This window comes from Actinomadura meridiana, from assembly GCF_039537545.1.
Classification (GTDB): domain Bacteria; phylum Actinomycetota; class Actinomycetes; order Streptosporangiales; family Streptosporangiaceae; genus Spirillospora; species Spirillospora meridiana.
Map to the genome: position 1 here is coordinate 84,119 of NZ_BAABAS010000001.1, position 17,998 is coordinate 102,116.

Consider the following 17,998-nt stretch of genomic DNA (forward strand, 5'->3'; position numbering starts at 1 on the left):
AAGTTATCCACAGGTAGCCGTTCTAGGCCCTCGGGTCGCTGGCGTCCGCCACCGTAGATGTCGGAGGTGGACCATAGTGTTCGAACTTGTGATCGAATGGAGCGAGGTGTCAACGGGATGGGCAGACCCGCGAGACACCCGCGGCGCGGAAGTCTTCTACCGGACGTCCACGCCCCCACCCCCCCGCGAGACGCGTGCGTCCGGGAGAGCATGCATTCCCGCTCCGCACCAACGACCGAGATGCGTCAGTTTCGGCCCTGGGTGTCTCGGCGGACGGGTTCCAGCCACGTGTTGATGGCCTGTCGGAGGCGGGTCTTGGTGGGGGTGGGGGCGAAGGAGGCGTCGACGCTGGAGTGGGCGAGGTCTGCGAGTGTCTGGTCCGTGTAGCCGAAGGCGTCGCGGACGCGGGCGTACTCGGTGGAGAGGGGGGTGCCGATCAGGGCGGGAATGTCGGTGTTGAGGGTGACGATGAGGCCCGCGTCGCGGAGGCGGGGGAGAGGATGGTCTTTGAGCGTGGAGGCGAAGCCCAAGGCGACGTTTGAGGAGGGGCATACCTCAAGGGGGATCTTGCGCTCTCGGACTTCGGCTACCAGGTCCGGGTCGTCGAGTACACGGATGCCGTGGCCTAGGCGTTCTGTGCGGCCTGGGCCCAGGGCGTGGCGGATGCTGGCGGGGCCTTCGCCTTCGCCCGCGTGGTGGACGATGTGAAGGCCCGCGTCGTGGGCGGCGGCGAAGACGTCGTCGAAGGGGGCGCCGGGGTGGGACTCGTCTCCGGCGAGTCCCACGGCTACGACGCCGTCATGGCGGCGGGCGAGGTCCAGGGTTCGCCAGGCCCGTTCGACGGAGCGGCGCCGGGAGTGGTCGAGGATGAGGCGGCACTGGATCCCGAACGCATCCTCGCCGGCGTCCAGACCCTCCAGGACGGCCGTCAGCGGCATGTCGAGGTCGCCGAGCCGTTCGCCATGCCCGGCGGCGGTGAAGGACACCTCGGCGTAGTGGACGCCCTGCGCGGCCTCCTCCTCGCAGAACTCGTAGGCGACCCTCCGGAAGTCGGCGGGACGTTGCAGACACGCGCGGACGAGGTCGTTCTGTGCGAAGAAGGCGGCGAAGCTCCCGAACGTGCCCACGTCGCTGGGCACCTCCACTCCGTTGGCGGCGCCGATCTCGCGAAGCGTGGGCCACCGCACGGTGCTCTCCAGGTGGACGTGTAGATGGGCTTTGGGCAGGCTCGTCACATCGCGCACGCGCGCACGGTACGGGATGCCTGGTCGCCTCGGCCAACCATTATGGATCGGTTGGCCGCTGTACTCCTCGTGAAGTTCCCACACTGGCGGTGGGTCAGGGGAGCATCATGAGCTTGGTGCTTGGGGGCCGTTTGTTGTCGGCCTAGAATGATCAACTTCACTGACCGGGGGAAGGGGAACTGGTGAAACACAGGTGGGTGTACGGGGCCATCGGCACGCTGACCGCGGCGGCGCTGGTGGGGTCTGTCGCAAGTCCCGTCCAGGCCGATGCGGCAAATGTCGCGGAGGGTCAGGGAACGAGCAAGGTCGCGGAGCAGTTGCGCCTGGTCATGGACCAGTTGGGGTTCCAGGAGGTCCTCGATACGGCGCCGCCGTCCACGGCGCAGTTGCGCACAATGCGGAATCCCGTGGACAAGGATGGGAAGCAGGCGCGTGCGTTCGCTGCGGCTGACCCCAAGCCGATCGTGCAGCAGCCGCAGATGGACGCCACCATCATCGAACTGGACAGGCATGGTCGCCCTGTTTCGTCCGGGACTGTGCTGATGAGCCCGACCTACAAGAACGGCGTGGTCGTGCCCGTCGACCGGAACCTGTCCACCAAGAGCGTGCGGTGGCGCCAGTGGGATGACGCGGGCTGGTACAAGAACAAGGGGCAAGGCACCATCGATGTGGTTCCGGGCAGGGAGAATGCTCCGCTCGACCACATGCTGGACTACCCCGCGTCCGTGCTGAAGCTCATGGTCAACTTCGGGGTGCTGCGGCTCGTCGACCAGGGTGAGATCAAGCTCGACGACACCTACGCCTACAACCCGACCGAGATCAGCCCGCTGTGCGGGAACGCGACGAGTAACACCGTGCGGGCTTACATGGACGCCTCGCTCACGTGGTCGTCCAACGGCGCGTCCTGCGCGCTGATCAAGCTGTTGCACGACCACAAGGCCGTCGATCCGCTGAACAAGACGTTCCAGGACCTTGGCCTGGAGACCCTGCAACTCAAGGGGACCAGGGCGTCCAACGGTGGTCGGTGGTCGAACGAGATCACGATGAGTTCGCTCGACACCGCCAAACTGCTGACCCTCGTGAATGGCGCCGCCGGGACCCTGTGGCGGGCCCCGAGCGGCAAGCGGGTGAAGGCTGATGATGTGCTGAGCCCGGCCTCCCGCAAGTTCTTCCGTGACGAGCTGGCGCAGCAGGGTTTCAATGACATGCTCTCCAGCACGAACTGGTGCGGCGGCGATTACCCGGCGCCTGGCCTGCCGAATGCCACCCCGTCTCGGTGGATCGGTGCGGACGGCACCGTGACCGTCGAAGGCAACAAGTTCGGGCGGGACGTCCGTCCCTGCAACAAGAAGGCCGAGGTCACGTTCGCGCACAAGACCGGCTGGGTGAACAATTCGGCCGCCGACGCGGGAATCGTCCACGCTCTGCCTGGTCAGGGCGGACGAAGCTACGTGATCGTCGTCTTCTCGAACCTCGGCACGCAGTACATCGACGCCGGACGCCCGCAGACCCCGCCCGGCATCTACCCGTTCTCCTACACCGAGAAGTTCGCGAAACTCGGCCGGGCCATGGACACCTTCGAAAAGGGCCGCGCCCGCCACTGAGGGCCGACCCCAGAACCAGTTGGTGTTGACGTTCACCCGAATGTGTTGCCGTGCGGCCGATTCGGCTGTCTCGGCGGACGGTCAGGTGGGGAGCGTGTAGCGGCCGTCGTTGAGGGGGTCTATCAGGCCGTCGGCGATCAGGGTGTCGAGGGCGCGTTCTCGTTGGGGGGCGTCGGACCAGGCGATGTCGATGGCCGGTTTTGTGACCGGGCCCTCGGCTTCGCGGAGGACGGCGAGGATGCGGCCACGGCATTGGCGGTCGGTGCCCGCGTACGTCTGGCCGCGACGTGGTGGGCCGGAGTAGGCGGGGCGCCCGTTTCGTTGCCACGTGCATTTGTCCAGCACCGGGCAGTCGGTGCATCGCGGGGTGCGGGCGGTGCAGACCAGGGCGCCCAGTTCCATGACGGCTACGGCCCAGCGGGCGGCCGTGGGCGGGTCCAAGGGGAGGAGGGTTTCGGCCAGCTTCAGTTCGGCCCTGGTCTGTGATTTTGGCGGGTATTCGTCGCCGGACAGCAGGCGGGCCAAGACGCGCCGGACATTGGTGTCCAGGACGGCATGCCGTTGTCTGAACGCGAAGCTCGCCACGGCCGCTGCGGTGTAGGCGCCGATGCCGGGGAGGGCCAGGAGGTCCTCGTGGGAGGACGGGACCTCGCCGCCGTGCCGGTCGGTGATCGCGCGTGCGCTCTCGTGGAGGCGGAGCGCGCGTCGCGGATAGCCGAGCCGTCCCCAGGCCCGGACGGCCTCGCCGGACGGGGCGGCGGCCAGCGCGGCGGGTGTCGGCCAGCGCGCCATCCAGGCGTCCCAGACGGGCAGGACGCGGGCAACCGGCGTCTGCTGGAGCATGATCTCGCTGACCAGGATGCCCCACGGGGTGGCGTCCGGGGCCCGCCACGGGAGGTCGCGGGCGTTCGCCTCGTACCAGTCGAGGATCGGGGCGGTGTAGGTGAAGGAGGTCGTGTTCATGGCGCGCCGCCATTCTGGCACGCGGCGGGTCGTCCACTCTTGCCGGATCACTGAATGCATACTGACCGCATGGGGGCAGATACTGAACGTAACTCGGGGGTCGATCAGTACTGGCGGCGTCGTGCGGGGGGCCTGGCCTGTGTCCTCGGACTCGTCGGTGTGGTCGCCTGGGCTTGCGCGGGGGACTCGGAGCCGGTCAGGAACGCGGGTGCGGTCGCCAAGGCGACTCCCACGTCCGTGCCTACGGCGATGCCGACGGTCACCGTCACCGCGACGGCCACTCCGGAAGCAGCGAACGACGGCGGCCCATGCAAAAGGGACGACCTGGTGTTCAACATGTCGTCCCAGCGGGATTCCTACGCGGGTTCCCAGCGGCCCGAGTTCCGGATCACCGTCGTCAACATGGGCGGAGGGTCGTGTGTGCTCGACAAGGGCGCGCTGGACCTGCGCGTCACGTCCGGCGACGACCGGATCTGGTCGTCTCGCGCATGCCACCGGGGCGGCCCGTCCAAGGTGACGCTAAGGCGGGGTGTTCCGCTGGTCGACACCGTCACCTGGAACCGCAGGCGCGGCTGCGAGCGCGGTACCGCCGCCCGGCCCGGGACCTATGTGGCCGAGCTTCGGCACCACGACGTCGAGCGGCGGATCTTTCACCTCCGCTGACGGACGGGCCGTCAGACGTAGCGTTCGAGGATGGAGGACTCGGCGAGGCGGGAGAGGCCCTCGCGGACGCTGCGGGCCCGGGACTCGCCGACGCCGCCGACGGCCTGGAGGTCGTCGATGCTGGCGGCGAGGAGTTTCTGTAGGCCGCCGAAATGCTCGACGAGCCGTTCGACGACCATGCTCGGCAGGCGCGGCACCTTGGCGAGGAGCCGGAAGCCCTTGGGGCTGACGGGCAGGTCGAGGGCGTCGGGACCGGCGAAGCCCATCACCTCGGCGACCGTGGACAGGTCGAGCAGATCGTTGGCCGACAGCGTGTCGAGCGCGGACAGGATCGCGGCGACGCCGCGGGCGCGGGTGTCGTCGGACGGGTAGTCGCGGACGATCAGCTCCCGGTCGACGTCGACGCCCGAGACCAGCTCGTCGAGTTGGAGGGACAGCAGCCGACCGTCCGTACCCAGTTCGACGACGTAGCCCTCGATCTCGTCGGCGATGCGGCGCACCATCTCCAGCCGCTGGACGACGGCGCTGACGTCCCGCACGGTGACCAGGTCTTCGATCTCCAGCGCGGACAGCGTGCCGGACACCTCGTCCAACCGCAGCTTGTAGCGTTCGAGGGTCGCCAGGGCCTGGTTGGCCTTGGACAGGATGGCCGCCGAGTCTTCGAGGACGTAGCGGATGCCGTCGAGGTACAGCGCGATGATGTGCATCGACTGGCTCACCGAGATGATCGGGAAGCCGGTCTGGCGGGCGACGCGCTCGGCGGTGCGGTGGCGGGTGCCCGACTCCTCGGTGGGGATGGTGGAGTCGGGCACGAGGTGGACGGCGGCGCGGACGATGCGGTTGCGGGTGTCGTCGAGGACGATCGCGCCGTCCATCTTGGCGAGTTCGCGCAGCCTCGTGGCGGAGAACTCGACGTCGAGCTCGAACCCGCCCGTGCACAGGGCCTGGACGGGTTTGTCCCAGCCGAGCACGATCAGGCCGCCGGTGTGGCCCCGCAGGATCCGCTCCAGTCCGTCGCGGATCTGGGTGCCCGGGGCCACCGCTGCCAGGGTGGCGCGGCGGCGTTCGTCATAACTCTTGTCGTGTGATGGCACCTGACCCCCGGAGGTCGCTGGACGGCGTCAGTTTACCGAGGAGGACCGCCCGCCGGTTCCTCCCCTGGTCGCAAGCGCGCGTCGCGCTGCGTAATACTCTGGTGCCATCCACGTTACGGCGCGGTGAAGGCTACTTGCAGTGCCTGCTGCAAGCTGTCCACTTCCATCACCTTCATCCCCTCGTAGCTGGTGAGCTGGGGATCGGCCCGGCGCAGCGGCCCGTCGGTGAGTTCGAGGGAGCCGCGCGGAATGACCGCGTGCTTGAACCCGAGCCGGGCGGCCTCGGCGAGCCGCCGCTGGACGCCGGGCACGATGCGCGCCTCACCGGCCAGCCCGACCTCGCCGAGCGCGATCAGGCTGCTCGACAGCGCCTGCTCGACGGTGGATCCGGCGACGGCGAGCGCGAGGGCCAGATCGACGGACGTCTCGCTGAGCCGCACGCCGCCGACCGTCGACACGTACACGTCCTGCTCGTGCATGGAGATCTTGCAGCGTTGCGTGAGGACGGCGAGGACCATCGCGACGCGGGAGGTGTCGAGCCCGGACGTGGCGCGCCGCGGCGAGGGCAGGTGCGACTTCGCGACGAGCGACTGCACCTCGGCGACGAGGGGGCGGCGGCCTTCGAGCGTCACGGTCACGCAGGTGCCGGGGACGGGTTCCTCGCGCCGGGTGAGGAACAGCCCGCTCGGGTCGGGCAGCCCGACGATGCCGACCTCGGACAGGTCGAAGCAGCCGAGTTCGTCGGTGGGCCCGTACCGGTTCTTCACGGCGCGGATCATGCGGAGCCGGGAGTGCCGGTCGCCCTCGAAGTAAAGGACGACGTCGACGAGATGTTCCAGCAGGCGGGGCCCGGCGATCGCGCCGTCCTTGGTGACGTGGCCGACGAGCACGACGGTGACGCCGCGTTCCTTGGCGACGCGGATCAGGTTGGCGGCGACCTCCCTGATCTGGGTGACGCCGCCGGGCGCGCCGTCCACCTCGGACGTCCCGACCGTCTGGATGGAGTCGACCACGAGCAGCGAGGGCCCGACGGTGTCGACGTGCCCGAGGATCGCGGACAGCTCCGTCTCCGCCGCCAGATACAGGGTGTCGGTGATCGCTCCGACCCGGTCGGCGCGCAGCCGCACCTGCTCGGCCGACTCCTCACCCGTCACGTAGAGGACGCGCTGCTCCTCCGCCCCGTCCTTCCCGGTGGACGAGGCGAGCGCGGCGACCTCCAGCAGCAGCGTCGACTTGCCGATGCCCGGCTCGCCCGCCAGCAGCAGGACGGCCCCGGGGACGATGCCGCCGCCGAGGACGCGGTCGAGCTCGTCCAGCCCGGTGGCCTTCGTCTGCGACGACCGCACGTCCACCTGCCCGATCGGACGCGCCGGTGAGCTGACCGGCCCGGCCGACACGACCCGTGCGGGGGTCGCGGATGCCGCCTCGGTGACCGTCCCCCACGTCTGGCACTCGCCGCAACGTCCGACCCACTTGGACGTCTGCCACCCACACTCCGAACACCGATAGGCCGCCTTGGCCGTCTTGGCCTTGCTCATCGCAGCGCACCCCTCATCCGGGCATGGTCGGGTCGCGCTGAGGGCTGGTGTGGGCGGAGCCGGGTCATGAGCGGAAGCGTAGGACTCGCCGGTGACATTCGGTGGGCGATCAGCCGGTCGAGGGGAGTGACGTCAGGAGCTTCTGGAGGTGGTCGGTGACCAGGTCCGGACGTTCCATCATGACCATGTGGCCCGCGGCCGGGACGATCTCCAGCCGCGCGTCCGGGACGCAGGACGCGATCTTGAGGCTGTGTTCGGCGGGGGTGAGCAGGTCGTGCTCGGCGCCGATGACGAGGTTGCGGGCCCCCGCGAGGGACGCGCAGTCGCTGATCAGCTCCGTGGTGATCATGGAGCGGAGGAAGCCGGCGAGGGCCTCCAGGCGGGTCTCGACCATCATCTGCTCGGCGAAGGCGACGGCGGCGGGACTGCCGTCGGGGCCGAACGCGATCATGTCCTCCAGGAGGGTGGCTGCCTCGCGCCCCAGGTGGCGGACCTTTTCGGCGGCGGCGGAGCCGACCCCGAGCGCGCCGAGGGCATGGGGCAGGACGCGCCGGGTGGTGCGGGCGAGCAGGGCGGGGGCGCCGAAGGTGATCTCGCCGAGGCCGCCGGACGAGCTGCACACCAGCCCGGTCGCGACGATCTTGTCGCCGATGAGGTCGGGGTACTCGTCGGCGAAGCGCAGGATGGTCATGCCGCCCATGGAGTGGCCGACGAGCACGACGGGCGTGCCGGTGGGGACGGTCGCGTCGATGACGGCGGCGAGGTCGGCGGCCAGCCGGTGCAGCGCGTAGCCGTCGCGGGCGCCGCCGTCGGAGCGGCCGTGGCCGCGTTGGTCCCAGAAGACGAGGCGGCCGTGGCCGCGCAGGGCCTTGCGCTGGAAGTGCCAGGAGTCCTGGGTGAGGGTCCAGCCGTGGCAGAACACGACGGCGAGGTCGGTGCGGTCGGTCCCGTCGATCTCGGCGTGCAGGCGGGTCCCGTCGTCGGCGCGGACGGAGACGGGACGCCCCCGCAGCGACCCGAACGGCTCCCCGGCGAACGGGTCGGGACGCAGTTGCAGGCGGCGCAGAGCACGGCGCTGGACGGCGAGCCCGGTCAGCCCGGCGAGTCCGGCGCAGGCCCCGGCGGCGCCGAGCGCGGTCACGGCGAGCGCTCCGCGCAGCGCCCTTCCCCGGGGAGCGGCGGGGTTCGACTCGGCGGCACGGCCCATGGCCGGTTCCTCCCGTTCCTCAAGGTCGCGACACGCCAGCGGGCTCGTCGTTAACTCAGGGGGCGTCGTTAACTCAGGGGCAACGCCACCACAAATTGACCGCATAGTCCACCTCCAGGCCCGAGTGCTCGCGCAGGCACTCGTCGGCCAGTTCGGGTGGGAACTCGATGCGCAGGACGGCCGCCAGATCGTCCCTGTTCTGGAACGACCAGCGGATCGTGAGGGGTTCGCGGGCGAAACCGCGCCGCGTCCAGAACCGTTCGACGGCGCCCGGGTCGTATTTGGGCAGGCCGCGCCGGAACCAGCGGCCGAACGTGGAGCGCGTCGCGTCGTTGTCGATGATGAAGATCGCGCCGCCGTGCCGGACGACCCGGTGCAGCTCGGCGAGGCCGGGTTCGCAGCCTGGGCCGAAGAAGTACGCCCATCTGGCGTGGACGACATCGACGGAGGCGTCGGGGAGCGGCAGCGTCTGGGCGGTGCCGACACGGACGGTGACGTTGGTCAGATCACGGGTCCGCCGCGTGGCGGCAGAAGCGAGTGCCGCGTGTGGTTCTACACCGAACACGTGACGGGCGTCCGCCGCGAAGAACGGCAGGTGGAAGCCTGTGCCGCAGCCCACGTCCAAGACGTCGGCACCTTTCCAGGGGCGGATCGCGCGCATCGCGTCGGCGAGGACACCGTCCGGGTCCACGGCACGGTTCTCCAGCTCGTAGACCTGGGGTGAGTTCCAGATGTTGGGGCTCGGCACGGCGCCCGGTGCGATCTCAACCACGGGGACAGAGGGTAGCCACCGTCGCCGTGGGGGAAATCAGGATCACGCGAGGCGAGGGTTTCATCACCGCGTCGGGCGCATAGGCTTTGCTTTGCGTACAGCACCTTTCGACCCGTCGGCCCGACGAATACTGCCGAGCGACCATTCCTGGCGAGGAAGCCTTGACCGCGCAGCACAACGGCGTCTTTTCACCGGCCCTCCGCGTCCCGGACGCGCCGATCACGCTGTCCACGGCGTCGGTGTACCCGGAGAAGGTACCGAGCGCCTTCGAGATCGCGGCGCTGCTGGGCTACGACGGCATCGAGGTCATGGTCTCCACGGACGCCTCCTCGCAGGACCTGAACGTCCTGCGGCGCCTGTCGGACTACCACCAGGTCCCGATCAAGTCGATCCACGCGCCGTGCCTGCTGCTGACCCAACGGGTCTGGGGACGCGAGCCGTGGGGCAAGCTGGTGCGCTCCAAGGAGGTCGCGGAGCAGCTCGGCGCCGAGGTCATCGTCGTCCACCCGCCGTTCCGGTGGCAGCGCGACTACGCGAAGGAGTTCGTCGACGGCATCGCCCGCATGCAGGACGAGACGGACGTGCTGTTCGCGGTCGAGAACATGTTTCCACTCAAGGCGCGTGGTGCCGAGGCGGGCATGTACCTGCCCGACTGGAATCCCGTCGACCAGGACTACGCGCATGTGACGCTCGACCTTTCCCACACGGCCGTCTCTGGTTCCGACGCGCTGGAGATGACGGAGAGCCTGGGCGACAGGCTGCGGCACGTCCACCTCGCTGACGGCGTGGGCATCACGAACAAGGACGAGCATCTCGTCCCAGGCCGGGGCAACCAGCCGTGCGCGGAGATGTTGGAGAACCTCGCGGACGGCGGTTTCCGCGGCCATATCGTCATGGAGATCAACACGCGCCGCGCGTCGAGCCGCGTCGAGCGGATGGAGGATCTCGCCGAGGCGCTCGCGTTCGCCCGCCTGCACCTCGCCGCCGCCGACCGGACCTGGCAGGTCACCCCAGCCGGTGAGATCACTCGCCGAGGGTCGCGGTGACGGACGCCTCCGGAAGCGAGTCCGAACAGGAGACGCCGCCCGCCGAGCAGGAGCCGCAGGCTTCGGGCAACGGCGGCGGCCGGTCCGGGCGTGGCCCGGGGCGGCGGCCGGGGCCCACGGAGACGCGCGAACGGATCCTCGCCGAGGCGCGCGACCTGTTCGCCGAGAAGGGCTACGACGGGACGTCGCTGCGCGCCATCGCCCGCGCCGCCGGTGTCGATCCGGCGCTCGTCCACCATTTCTTCGGCCACAAGGAGGGCGTGTTCGTCGAGGCGCTGCGCTTCCCCGTCGATCCGGCGGTCGCGCTCGCCCACGTCACCGCCTTTCCGCGGGACCGGTTCGGTGAGCTGCTGGCCCGCACGTTCCTCGGCATCTGGGGGGACGAGGAGCGCCGGGCGCCGCTGCTCGCGATCCTGCGGTCGGCGATGACGAACGAGCGGGCGTCGGCGCTGCTGCGTGAGTTCGTCACGTCCGTCCTGTACGGGCATGTCGGGAAGGTCACGGGCGCCCCGCAGATCCAGGTGCAGGCCGCCGCGAGTCAGCTGATCGGGATGATGATCCTGCGCTATGTCGTGCGCGTCGAGCCGCTCGCGTCCGCCTCGGAGGAGGAGCTGGTGGAGCTGGTGGCCCCGGTCATCCAGCACTACTTCGTGGCCTGACGCTTTCGTCGGCGGGAACGACCCTCACGCCGACGTTTCGGTTTACCTGAAAACGCGGGATCGCCTTATTGGGACAACCGACGCGACTCGGGCTTCTCGGAGTGTTCGGGCTGGTAGCTTCTGCGCATGTCCTCGGCAGATCTTCCTGGCGCATCAGCGCCGCAGCAGTCCGGCGAGGAGCCCCGGCCCCCGGACACCCCGGGCAACAGCGGCGCCCCGGGCACAGGCGGCGTCCCGGGCCACGGCGGCGGCCTGGGTGCAGGCGGCGTCCCGGGCGTGGGCGGCGCTCCGGGCGGGGGCGGCGAGGCCGGGACGGGTGACACGGAGAACGCGGCGTTCTGGGGCGAGGGCGGCGGCGACGGTGGGGACCGTCCGCGCAAGCGCCGCTGGCCCCGGGTGCTGATCGCGGTCGGGGTGTTCTTCACGCTGATCGTGGCCGGGCTCGGCGGGCTGGTGTGGCAGCGGCAGTCGGCCTACAACGGCAACATCGACCGCATCAAGGGCGTGATGCCGGACGGGCCCGCGCGGCCCGGGCCGAACGTGGAGGGCACCGAGAACTGGCTGCTCGTCGGGTCGGACTCGCGGGCGGACGCGGCCACGACCGGCGAGGGCAACAAGGTGTGGAAGCCCGGCCAGCAGCGCACCGACACGATCATGCTGCTGCACCTTCCGGCGGATCGGAAGAAGGCCTACGTCCTGTCCTTCCCCCGTGACTCGTGGGTCGACATCCCCGGCTACGGCAACCAGAAGATCAATGCGGCGTTCTCGTTCGGCGGGCCGAAGCTGCTGATCGAGACGGTCGAGGGCCTCACCGGCATCCGGGTCGACCACTACGGCGCCATCGACTTCGAGGGCTTCAAGTCGATGACGGACGCGCTCGGCGGCGTCACCGTCAACATCAAGCAGAGCGTGTACGACCCCGCGCGCAAGAAGCAGTGGACGGCCGGTAAGCAGAAGCTCAACGGCGAAGAAGCGCTGCTGTTCGTCCGGCAGCGTTACAACCTGCCGAACGGCGACTTCGACCGCATCAAGCGGCAGCAGGCGTTCCTCGGCGCCCTCGCCAAGCAGGCCGCGGACCGTGGGACCCTCACCAACCCGCTCAAACTCGACCGGTTCCTTTCCGCGCTCACCAAGTCGATCAGCGTGGACGAGGGCGTGTCGGGCGGCAACCTGCGTTCGCTGGCGCTAAGCATGCGCAGTGTGCGGGCGTCGGATGTGATGTTCATGACGACCCCGCACAAGGGCACCGGCATGCGCGGCAAGCAGAGCGTCGTGTTCCTGGACGGGCCCAAGTCGAAAGAGCTGTTCGAGGCTGTCAAGACGGCGCGCATGGCGGAGTACGTGCAGCAGCACGGCGGAGGAAGCAACCTCGGCACGGTGTCCTGACCACCTGGGTTTCGGTCCCGCATCTTGGCATGGTGTCCTGACAGCCTGGGTTTCGGTGCCGCATACCCTGGTCGTTGGGGCCGTGAACGGCAGGGAAACGGCGTCCGTCAACGGTGTAGGTGAAACCGTGTCCGTGAACGGGGCCTGCCAGACAAGGGGTTCGCAGAGTGCTTCGTCAGGCGTTGCTTGTCGCGTCGCGCAGCGGGGGCGCACGCAAGGTCGTGGAAACCGCGCCGTTCACCGGTGACCTTGTCCGCCGGTTCATCGCCGGTGAGACGATCGACGACGCGGCGCGCGTCACGAGCGACCTGACCAGTGACGGGTTGCTCGTCTCCCTCGACGTCCTGGGCGAGGACACCCACGACAAGGGGCATGCTGAAGCCAACGTTCAGAACTACGTCGAGCTTCTGGAACGGCTGGGCGCGGCCGGTCTCGGCGCACGCGCCGAAGTGTCGCTGAAGCTTTCGGCTGTCGGGCAGACGTTCGGAGAAGACCTCGCCTTGGAGAACGCGCGCAGGGTGTGCGTGGCGGCGAGTTCGGCTGGTACGACGGTCACGCTCGACATGGAGGAACACACCACCGTCGACTCGACACTGCGGATCGTGCATGAACTGCGGCGCGAGTACCCCGACGTGGGTGCCGTCGTCCAGTCGTACCTGCGTCGGGCAGAGGAACACTGCGCGGAACTGGCGTATGAGGGTTCGCGCGTGAGGTTGTGCAAGGGCGCGTATGCCGCGCCCGCGCCCATCGCGTTCACCGACAAGGAAGACATCGACAAGTCGTACGTGCGGTGCATGAAGGTGTTGATGGCTGGTAAGGGCTATCCGATGCTCGCGACCCACGATCCGCGTCTCATCGACATCGCCGGTGCGTTGTCCGTACTGGACGAACGCGACGCCAACACGTTCGAGTACCAGATGCTGTACGGAGTGCGTCCGCAGGAGCAGCGCAGGCTCGCCGCGCATGGCGCGCAGGTCCGCGTGTACGTCGCGTACGGCCGCGAGTGGTACCAGTACGTGATGCGCCGTCTGGCGGAGCGCCCCGGCAACCTTCGCTTCTTCATGCGCGCCCTGGTGGGACGATCCTGAACGGCGCGGCTATAGGCTGGATCGGTCCGTGTCCTCCAGTGAAACCCCACGTCAAGGTATGTCGATGATCGCGATTCTGGGTGCCGGGAAGATGGGCGAGGCGCTGCTGTCCGGGGTGCTCCGGGCCGGGCGACGCCCGTCCGAGCTGATGGCGACCGCGCGCCGCGAGGAACGGGGCGCGCTGCTGCGCGAGCGGTACGGCATCGAGATCGTGCCGAACGCCGAGGCCGCCGCGCGCGCCGAGACGCTGGTCCTGGCCGTGAAACCGCAGGACATGGGCGTGTTGCTGGACGAGATCGCGCCGCATGTGCCGTCCGACCGGCTCGTGATCTCGATGGCGGCGGGCATCACGACCGCCTTCCTGGAGGCGCGGCTGCCCGAGGGCGTGCCGGTCGTCCGCGTCATGTCGAACACGCCCGTCCACGTGGACGAGGCGATGAGCGTGATCTCGCCCGGTTCGCACGCCGGTGAGGAGCACCTGAAGCTGACCGAGGAACTGCTGTCCCCGGTCGGGAAGGTGCTGCGCATTCCCGAATCACTCCAGGACGGTGCGACGGCCCTGTCCGGCAGCGGCCCCGCGTACTTCTACTACCTGGTCGAGGCGATGGTGGACGCGGGCATCCTGCTCGGGATGCCGCGCGCCGCCGCGCTGGAGATGGTCATCCAGTCGGCCGTGGGCGCCGCCGTGATGCTCCGTGACTCCGGTGAGCATCCGGTGCTGCTGCGCGAGGCCGTCACGTCCCCCGGCGGGACGACGATCTCCGCGATCCGGGAGCTGGAGCGGCACGGCGTGCGCGCCGCCGTCCTGGAGGCGATCGAGGCGGCCCGCAACCGCGGCAGCGAACTCGCCTCCGGCTGACCCCGACGCGACCCCGACCTCGACCGGACGCGACCTCCGGATAAAGTTCAGCTTTCAACATTGATCCGATCCGGGGGTCTCGTTCGTGTAGGGAGTATGGGACTCATACTCCGACTGCTCGTCGCCGCCGGACTGGCGGCCGACGCGATCGTGCACTGGAGATTCGCGCCGGAGATGGCTTTCGTCCAGGGCGGTTCCATCGACGGTGAACTGCTCTTCCGCGTCCAGGCGGCGGTCGCCGGGGTCGCCGCCGTGGTGATCCTCACCTACGCGGTCCGCTGGGCGTACGCCCTCACCTTCCTGATCGCGGCCAGCGCGGTCGGCGCGCTCGTCTTCTACTACTTCGTCGACGCCGGGGCGCTCGGCCCGCTCCCCGACATGTACGAACCCGTCTGGTACACCGAGAAGACCATCAGCCTGGTCGGAGAGGGGATCGCGGCCGTCGCCGCGCTGGCCGGACTCCTCACCGCGAACCGGGCGAAGCGCGCGGACGACGACGCCCTCGAACCCGAACACGCCGGTCACATCTAGCCGATTCCGGCGATCAAGGTCATTACGGTCCCCTACGATTCCCTCGTGCCCTCCCGGCCCCACGGAAAGCGCCCTGTCAGGAAGCGTTATGTCGCCGTCCTGGTGGCCGGTGCCATGCTCGCCGGTGGCCTCAGCGCGTGCGGCGGGGGAGGCGGCGACGGCAAGATCCGGCTCGGCAGCGTCCAGCGGGGCGACGTCGCCGAGGTCGTGGAGGCGCCCGCGACCGTGTCCGCCCGCGCCACGGCGGTGCGCCGCGCACCCGCCGAGGGGACGATCAAGCACCTGGACGTGGCGGACGGCGACGAGGTCCGCGAGGGCGACGTCCTCGCCACGATCTCCGCGCCGGAGGCGCGGGAGCGGCTCGCGCAGGCCCGCGAGGCCGACCGTGCCGCGTCCGCCGGGGCCGGGGGACTGCCCGCCGGTCTCAACGTCTCCGGCTACCAGCGCAGCGCGGACCGGACGGCCCGCGAGGGCTTCGCCGCCGCCCGCGCCGTCGCCCTGAAGATCGCGGACCTGCGGCAGCGCGCGCTCGTCCTCGCCGGGATCACCCGCGCCGAGGCCGAGTACCGGACGGCGGCCGCCGCCGCCCGCACCGCGGTGACCAGGCTGAACGCGGGCATCGGCAGCCTCGGCGCGACGCTGTCCTCGATCACCGCCGCGCAGCGCGTGCAGACCAGGGCGGCGGTGCGGGCGGCCGAACGCACCGTCCGCGCCCTGACGATCAAGGCGCCGTTCGACGGCGTCGTCGGCCTCGGCGGTCCCGCGAGCGGCGCCGGGGGCGGTCTCGGCGACCTCGTCGACCAGCTTCCGCAGGGCGCGCAGTCGCAGGGCGGCCTCGCGGGCCTGAACCTCGGGAACCTCGGTGGCGGCGCGGCCAAGGACGCCTCCGCCATCGCGACCGGCGCGCCCGTGGCCAGCGGCGACGCCGTCGTCACGGTCACCGACGTCTCGAAGCTCTCCCTGTCCGCCGACGTGGACGAGACAGACGTCCTGCAAGTGAAGAAGGGCGTCCAGGCCGATGTCGAGTTCGACGCCGTCCAAGGGGGCTCCTACAAGGCGGAGGTGACGGGGATCGGCGTCACGCCCAAGCAGTCGAACGGCGGCGGCGTCACCTACAAAGTCACCCTCACCCTCGGACAGGGAGCCCTGTCGGGCGGCGGAATCGCTCCGCGACCGAAACCCGGCATGAGCGCCGTGGTCTACCTGCGGGTTCGCGATGTTCAGAACGTTCTGGCCGTGCCGTCGTCCGCCATTGTCAGCAGCGGACGCGAATCGGTCGTGTGGGTCGTGTCAGGCGGACACGCCCAACGGCGTGTAGTCGGCCTGGGGGCACAAGGCGACACGTCCGTGGAAGTCACGCGCGGCCTACAGGAAGGCGAACGGATCGTCGTTCGCGGTGCCGACTCCGTGAAGCAGGGCCAGGAGTTGAACTCGTGACACCCTCCGCGCTAGAAGCGGTGGACGTCACGCGCACGTACCGCATGGAAGGCGTCGACGTCACCGCCCTACACGGCGTCAGCCTGCGCATAGACGACGGTGAATTCGCAGCCATCCTCGGACCGTCCGGGTCAGGGAAATCGACGCTGATGCACCTGCTCGGCTGTCTCGACCGTCCAACAACAGGGACACTGCGCATCTCCGGACGGGACGTCTCCAAACTCTCTGACGGAGAACTGGCCGAACTACGCAACGCCCACGTGGGTTTCGTCTTTCAGTCATTCCACCTCTTGGCCCGCACCAGCGCGCGCGACAACGTGGCCCTGCCGCTCGTCTACCGTGGAGTGTCCCGAACGGAACGGCGCCGCCGCGCAGCCGAGGCCCTCACGACGGTCGGCCTCGAACACCGGCTCGGGCACCGTCCAGGCCAGCTTTCGGGCGGCGAGCAGCAGCGCGTCGCGGTCGCCCGCGCGCTCGTCGGCGACCCTGGCGTCGTCCTCGCCGACGAGCCGACCGGCAACCTCGACACCCGCACCGGCCACGATGTGATGGACCTCCTCGAACGCCTCAACGCCGAACGCGGCGTCGCCGTCGTCCTCGTCACGCACGAACCCGACATCGCGGCCCGCGCCCGCCGCCAGATCCACATCCGCGACGGCCGCGTCGAACGCGACGAGCGGGCCGAGTGAACCGGCGATGAGGTTCGTCGAGTCGTTCCGGGTCGCCGCCGACGCGCTGCGCGTCAACCGGCTCCGCAGCGCGCTGACGATGTTCGGCGTGGTCGTCGGCGTCGCCGCCGTCGTGGTGCTGGTCGCGATCGGCACCGGCGCCCGCGACCTGGTGCGCTCGGAGATCGAGGGTCTCGGTTCCAACATCATCTTCGTGGCGCCCGGCGAGGTCTCCTTCGGGTCCGCGCCGTCCATCAGCCGCATGCGCCTGGACGACGTCGGCTACCTGGGCCGCGTCACCGGCGACGAGGAGGACGTCGCGGTCGCGCTCAGCTCCGGCGAACGGGTCAGGGCGGGGCACGAGGAGGCGTTCGCGAACGTCGTCGGCACGAACGACCACTACCCCAACGTGTTCGACCGTCCGATGCGCCGTGGCCGGTACCTCAGCCGCGTCGACGTGGAGACCCGCCGCCGGGTCGCCGTCCTCGGCGCCGGTACCGCCCGCCGCCTGTTCGGGGACGTCGACCCGGTCGGACGGCAGCTCACCGTCGCGGGTGGCACCCGGTTCCGCGTCATCGGCGTCCTGGCGGAGATCGGGTCGACGTTCGGGCAGGCCCGCGACACCGAGGTGCACATTCCGGTTACCACCGCGCAGCGCATGTTCGGCGTGGACCGCATCGACTTCATCGCCGTCCGCGCCCAGTCCAAGGACGACGTGCCGCGCCTGCAAACCGAGATCGTGACCGCGTTGGAGAGCCGCTACCGGGGCGAGAAGTTCTCCGCGATCACGCAGACGCAACTACTCGGGACGATCGGCACCGTGCTCGGCGCGCTCACCGGCGTCCTCGCCGCCATCGCCGCGATCTCGCTGCTCGTCGGCGGGGTCGGCGTCTCCAACATCATGCTCGTCGGCGTCCGGGAACGGACGCGCGAGATCGGCCTGCGCAAGGCGCTCGGCGCGCGGCAACGCGACATCCTCGCCCAGTTCCTGGTGGAGGCCGTCCTGCTGACGACCCTCGGCGGCGTCGCGGGCATCCTGCTCGGCATCGGCGCGGCGTTGACGATCTCCGCGCTGTCGCCCGTCCCGGCCGCGATCACCTGGTGGTCCCCGGCGGTCGCGTTCGTCGTCTCCGCCGGGGTCGGCGTGTTCTTCGGCGTCGTCCCCGCACGGAGGGCCGGCCGTCTCGATCCGGTGGTCGCGCTGCGCGCGGAGTGACGGCGAGTGCGCGCGATACCGTG

Annotated in this window: 17 protein-coding genes; 11 read left to right on the forward strand and 6 right to left on the reverse strand. The window is 69.9% G+C overall.

The features are described 5' to 3' along the window. Positions 1 to 245: 245 nt before the first annotated feature. Positions 246 to 1,244 carry an adenosine deaminase gene (gene add, locus ABD808_RS00370; RefSeq protein WP_344887657.1) on the reverse strand — a complete coding sequence of 333 codons (999 nt, stop codon included), beginning with the start codon at positions 1,242 to 1,244 and terminating at the stop codon, positions 246 to 248. A 182-nt stretch (positions 1,245 to 1,426) separates the two neighbouring features. On the opposite strand from add, the gene ABD808_RS00375 reads away from it, so the two are divergent. Next, the gene (locus ABD808_RS00375) at positions 1,427 to 2,848 is read left to right on the forward strand and encodes a serine hydrolase (RefSeq protein ID WP_344887660.1); all 1,422 of its coding nucleotides are present in this window, start codon (positions 1,427 to 1,429) and stop codon (positions 2,846 to 2,848) included. An 81-nt stretch (positions 2,849 to 2,929) separates the two neighbouring features. Here the strand turns inward: ABD808_RS00375 and ABD808_RS00380 are convergent, their stop codons facing one another. Next, positions 2,930 to 3,811 carry an HhH-GPD family protein gene (locus tag ABD808_RS00380; RefSeq protein WP_344887663.1) on the reverse strand — a complete coding sequence of 294 codons (882 nt, stop codon included), beginning with the start codon at positions 3,809 to 3,811 and terminating at the stop codon, positions 2,930 to 2,932. Positions 3,812 to 4,060: 249 nt separating this feature from the next. On the opposite strand from ABD808_RS00380, the gene ABD808_RS00385 reads away from it, so the two are divergent. Then, complete coding sequence (locus ABD808_RS00385; protein WP_344887666.1) at positions 4,061 to 4,474, forward strand: hypothetical protein; 414 nt, start codon at positions 4,061 to 4,063, stop codon at positions 4,472 to 4,474. Between the two features lie 11 nt (positions 4,475 to 4,485). Here the strand turns inward: ABD808_RS00385 and disA are convergent, their stop codons facing one another. The 4 genes from disA to ABD808_RS00405 all read right to left on the reverse strand — a co-directional run bounded on the left by disA (position 4,486) and on the right by ABD808_RS00405 (position 9,085). Then, positions 4,486 to 5,568, reverse strand: coding sequence for a DNA integrity scanning diadenylate cyclase DisA (disA, locus tag ABD808_RS00390; protein WP_344887669.1), 1,083 nt, complete (start codon positions 5,566 to 5,568; stop codon positions 4,486 to 4,488). A gap of 113 nt (positions 5,569 to 5,681) precedes the next feature. After that, the gene (gene radA, locus ABD808_RS00395; RefSeq protein ID WP_344887672.1) at positions 5,682 to 7,106 is read right to left on the reverse strand and encodes a DNA repair protein RadA; all 1,425 of its coding nucleotides are present in this window, start codon (positions 7,104 to 7,106) and stop codon (positions 5,682 to 5,684) included. Between the two features lie 109 nt (positions 7,107 to 7,215). Further along, positions 7,216 to 8,313: an alpha/beta fold hydrolase gene (locus tag ABD808_RS00400; protein ID WP_344887675.1), complete on the reverse strand. Its 1,098-nt coding sequence runs from the start codon at positions 8,311 to 8,313 to the stop codon at positions 7,216 to 7,218. A 73-nt stretch (positions 8,314 to 8,386) separates the two neighbouring features. After that, positions 8,387 to 9,085, reverse strand: a complete 699-nt coding sequence (locus ABD808_RS00405; protein WP_425548865.1) for a class I SAM-dependent methyltransferase — start codon at positions 9,083 to 9,085, stop codon at positions 8,387 to 8,389. A 161-nt stretch (positions 9,086 to 9,246) separates the two neighbouring features. On the opposite strand from ABD808_RS00405, the gene ABD808_RS00410 reads away from it, so the two are divergent. The 9 genes from ABD808_RS00410 to ABD808_RS00450 all read left to right on the forward strand — a co-directional run bounded on the left by ABD808_RS00410 (position 9,247) and on the right by ABD808_RS00450 (position 17,975). Then, complete coding sequence (locus tag ABD808_RS00410; RefSeq protein WP_344887678.1) at positions 9,247 to 10,131, forward strand: sugar phosphate isomerase/epimerase family protein; 885 nt, start codon at positions 9,247 to 9,249, stop codon at positions 10,129 to 10,131. Next, positions 10,128 to 10,790, forward strand: a complete 663-nt coding sequence (locus tag ABD808_RS00415; protein ID WP_344887681.1) for a TetR/AcrR family transcriptional regulator — start codon at positions 10,128 to 10,130, stop codon at positions 10,788 to 10,790. The genes ABD808_RS00410 and ABD808_RS00415 overlap by 4 nt, the downstream gene beginning before the upstream one ends. A gap of 126 nt (positions 10,791 to 10,916) precedes the next feature. Further along, positions 10,917 to 12,176 (forward strand): LCP family protein, encoded by a 1,260-nt coding sequence (locus ABD808_RS00420; protein ID WP_344887684.1) that lies wholly within the window; start codon positions 10,917 to 10,919, stop codon positions 12,174 to 12,176. Positions 12,177 to 12,343: 167 nt separating this feature from the next. Continuing rightward, positions 12,344 to 13,264: a proline dehydrogenase family protein gene (locus ABD808_RS00425; protein ID WP_344887687.1), complete on the forward strand. Its 921-nt coding sequence runs from the start codon at positions 12,344 to 12,346 to the stop codon at positions 13,262 to 13,264. A gap of 58 nt (positions 13,265 to 13,322) precedes the next feature. Continuing rightward, a complete protein-coding gene (gene proC / locus ABD808_RS00430; RefSeq protein WP_425548866.1) occupies positions 13,323 to 14,123 on the forward strand; it encodes a pyrroline-5-carboxylate reductase in 801 nt (266 codons plus the stop codon). A 96-nt stretch (positions 14,124 to 14,219) separates the two neighbouring features. Next, a complete protein-coding gene (locus tag ABD808_RS00435; protein ID WP_344887693.1) occupies positions 14,220 to 14,654 on the forward strand; it encodes a hypothetical protein in 435 nt (144 codons plus the stop codon). 45 nt (positions 14,655 to 14,699) lie between these two features. Next, a complete protein-coding gene (locus ABD808_RS00440) occupies positions 14,700 to 16,091 on the forward strand; it encodes an efflux RND transporter periplasmic adaptor subunit (RefSeq protein WP_344887696.1) in 1,392 nt (463 codons plus the stop codon). Then, the gene (locus ABD808_RS00445; protein WP_344887699.1) at positions 16,088 to 16,780 is read left to right on the forward strand and encodes an ABC transporter ATP-binding protein; all 693 of its coding nucleotides are present in this window, start codon (positions 16,088 to 16,090) and stop codon (positions 16,778 to 16,780) included. Before ABD808_RS00440 ends, ABD808_RS00445 begins: the two co-directional genes overlap by 4 nt. A 7-nt stretch (positions 16,781 to 16,787) precedes the next feature. Next, positions 16,788 to 17,975, forward strand: coding sequence for an ABC transporter permease (locus ABD808_RS00450; RefSeq protein WP_344887702.1), 1,188 nt, complete (start codon positions 16,788 to 16,790; stop codon positions 17,973 to 17,975). The last annotated feature ends 23 nt before the right edge of the window (positions 17,976 to 17,998 follow it).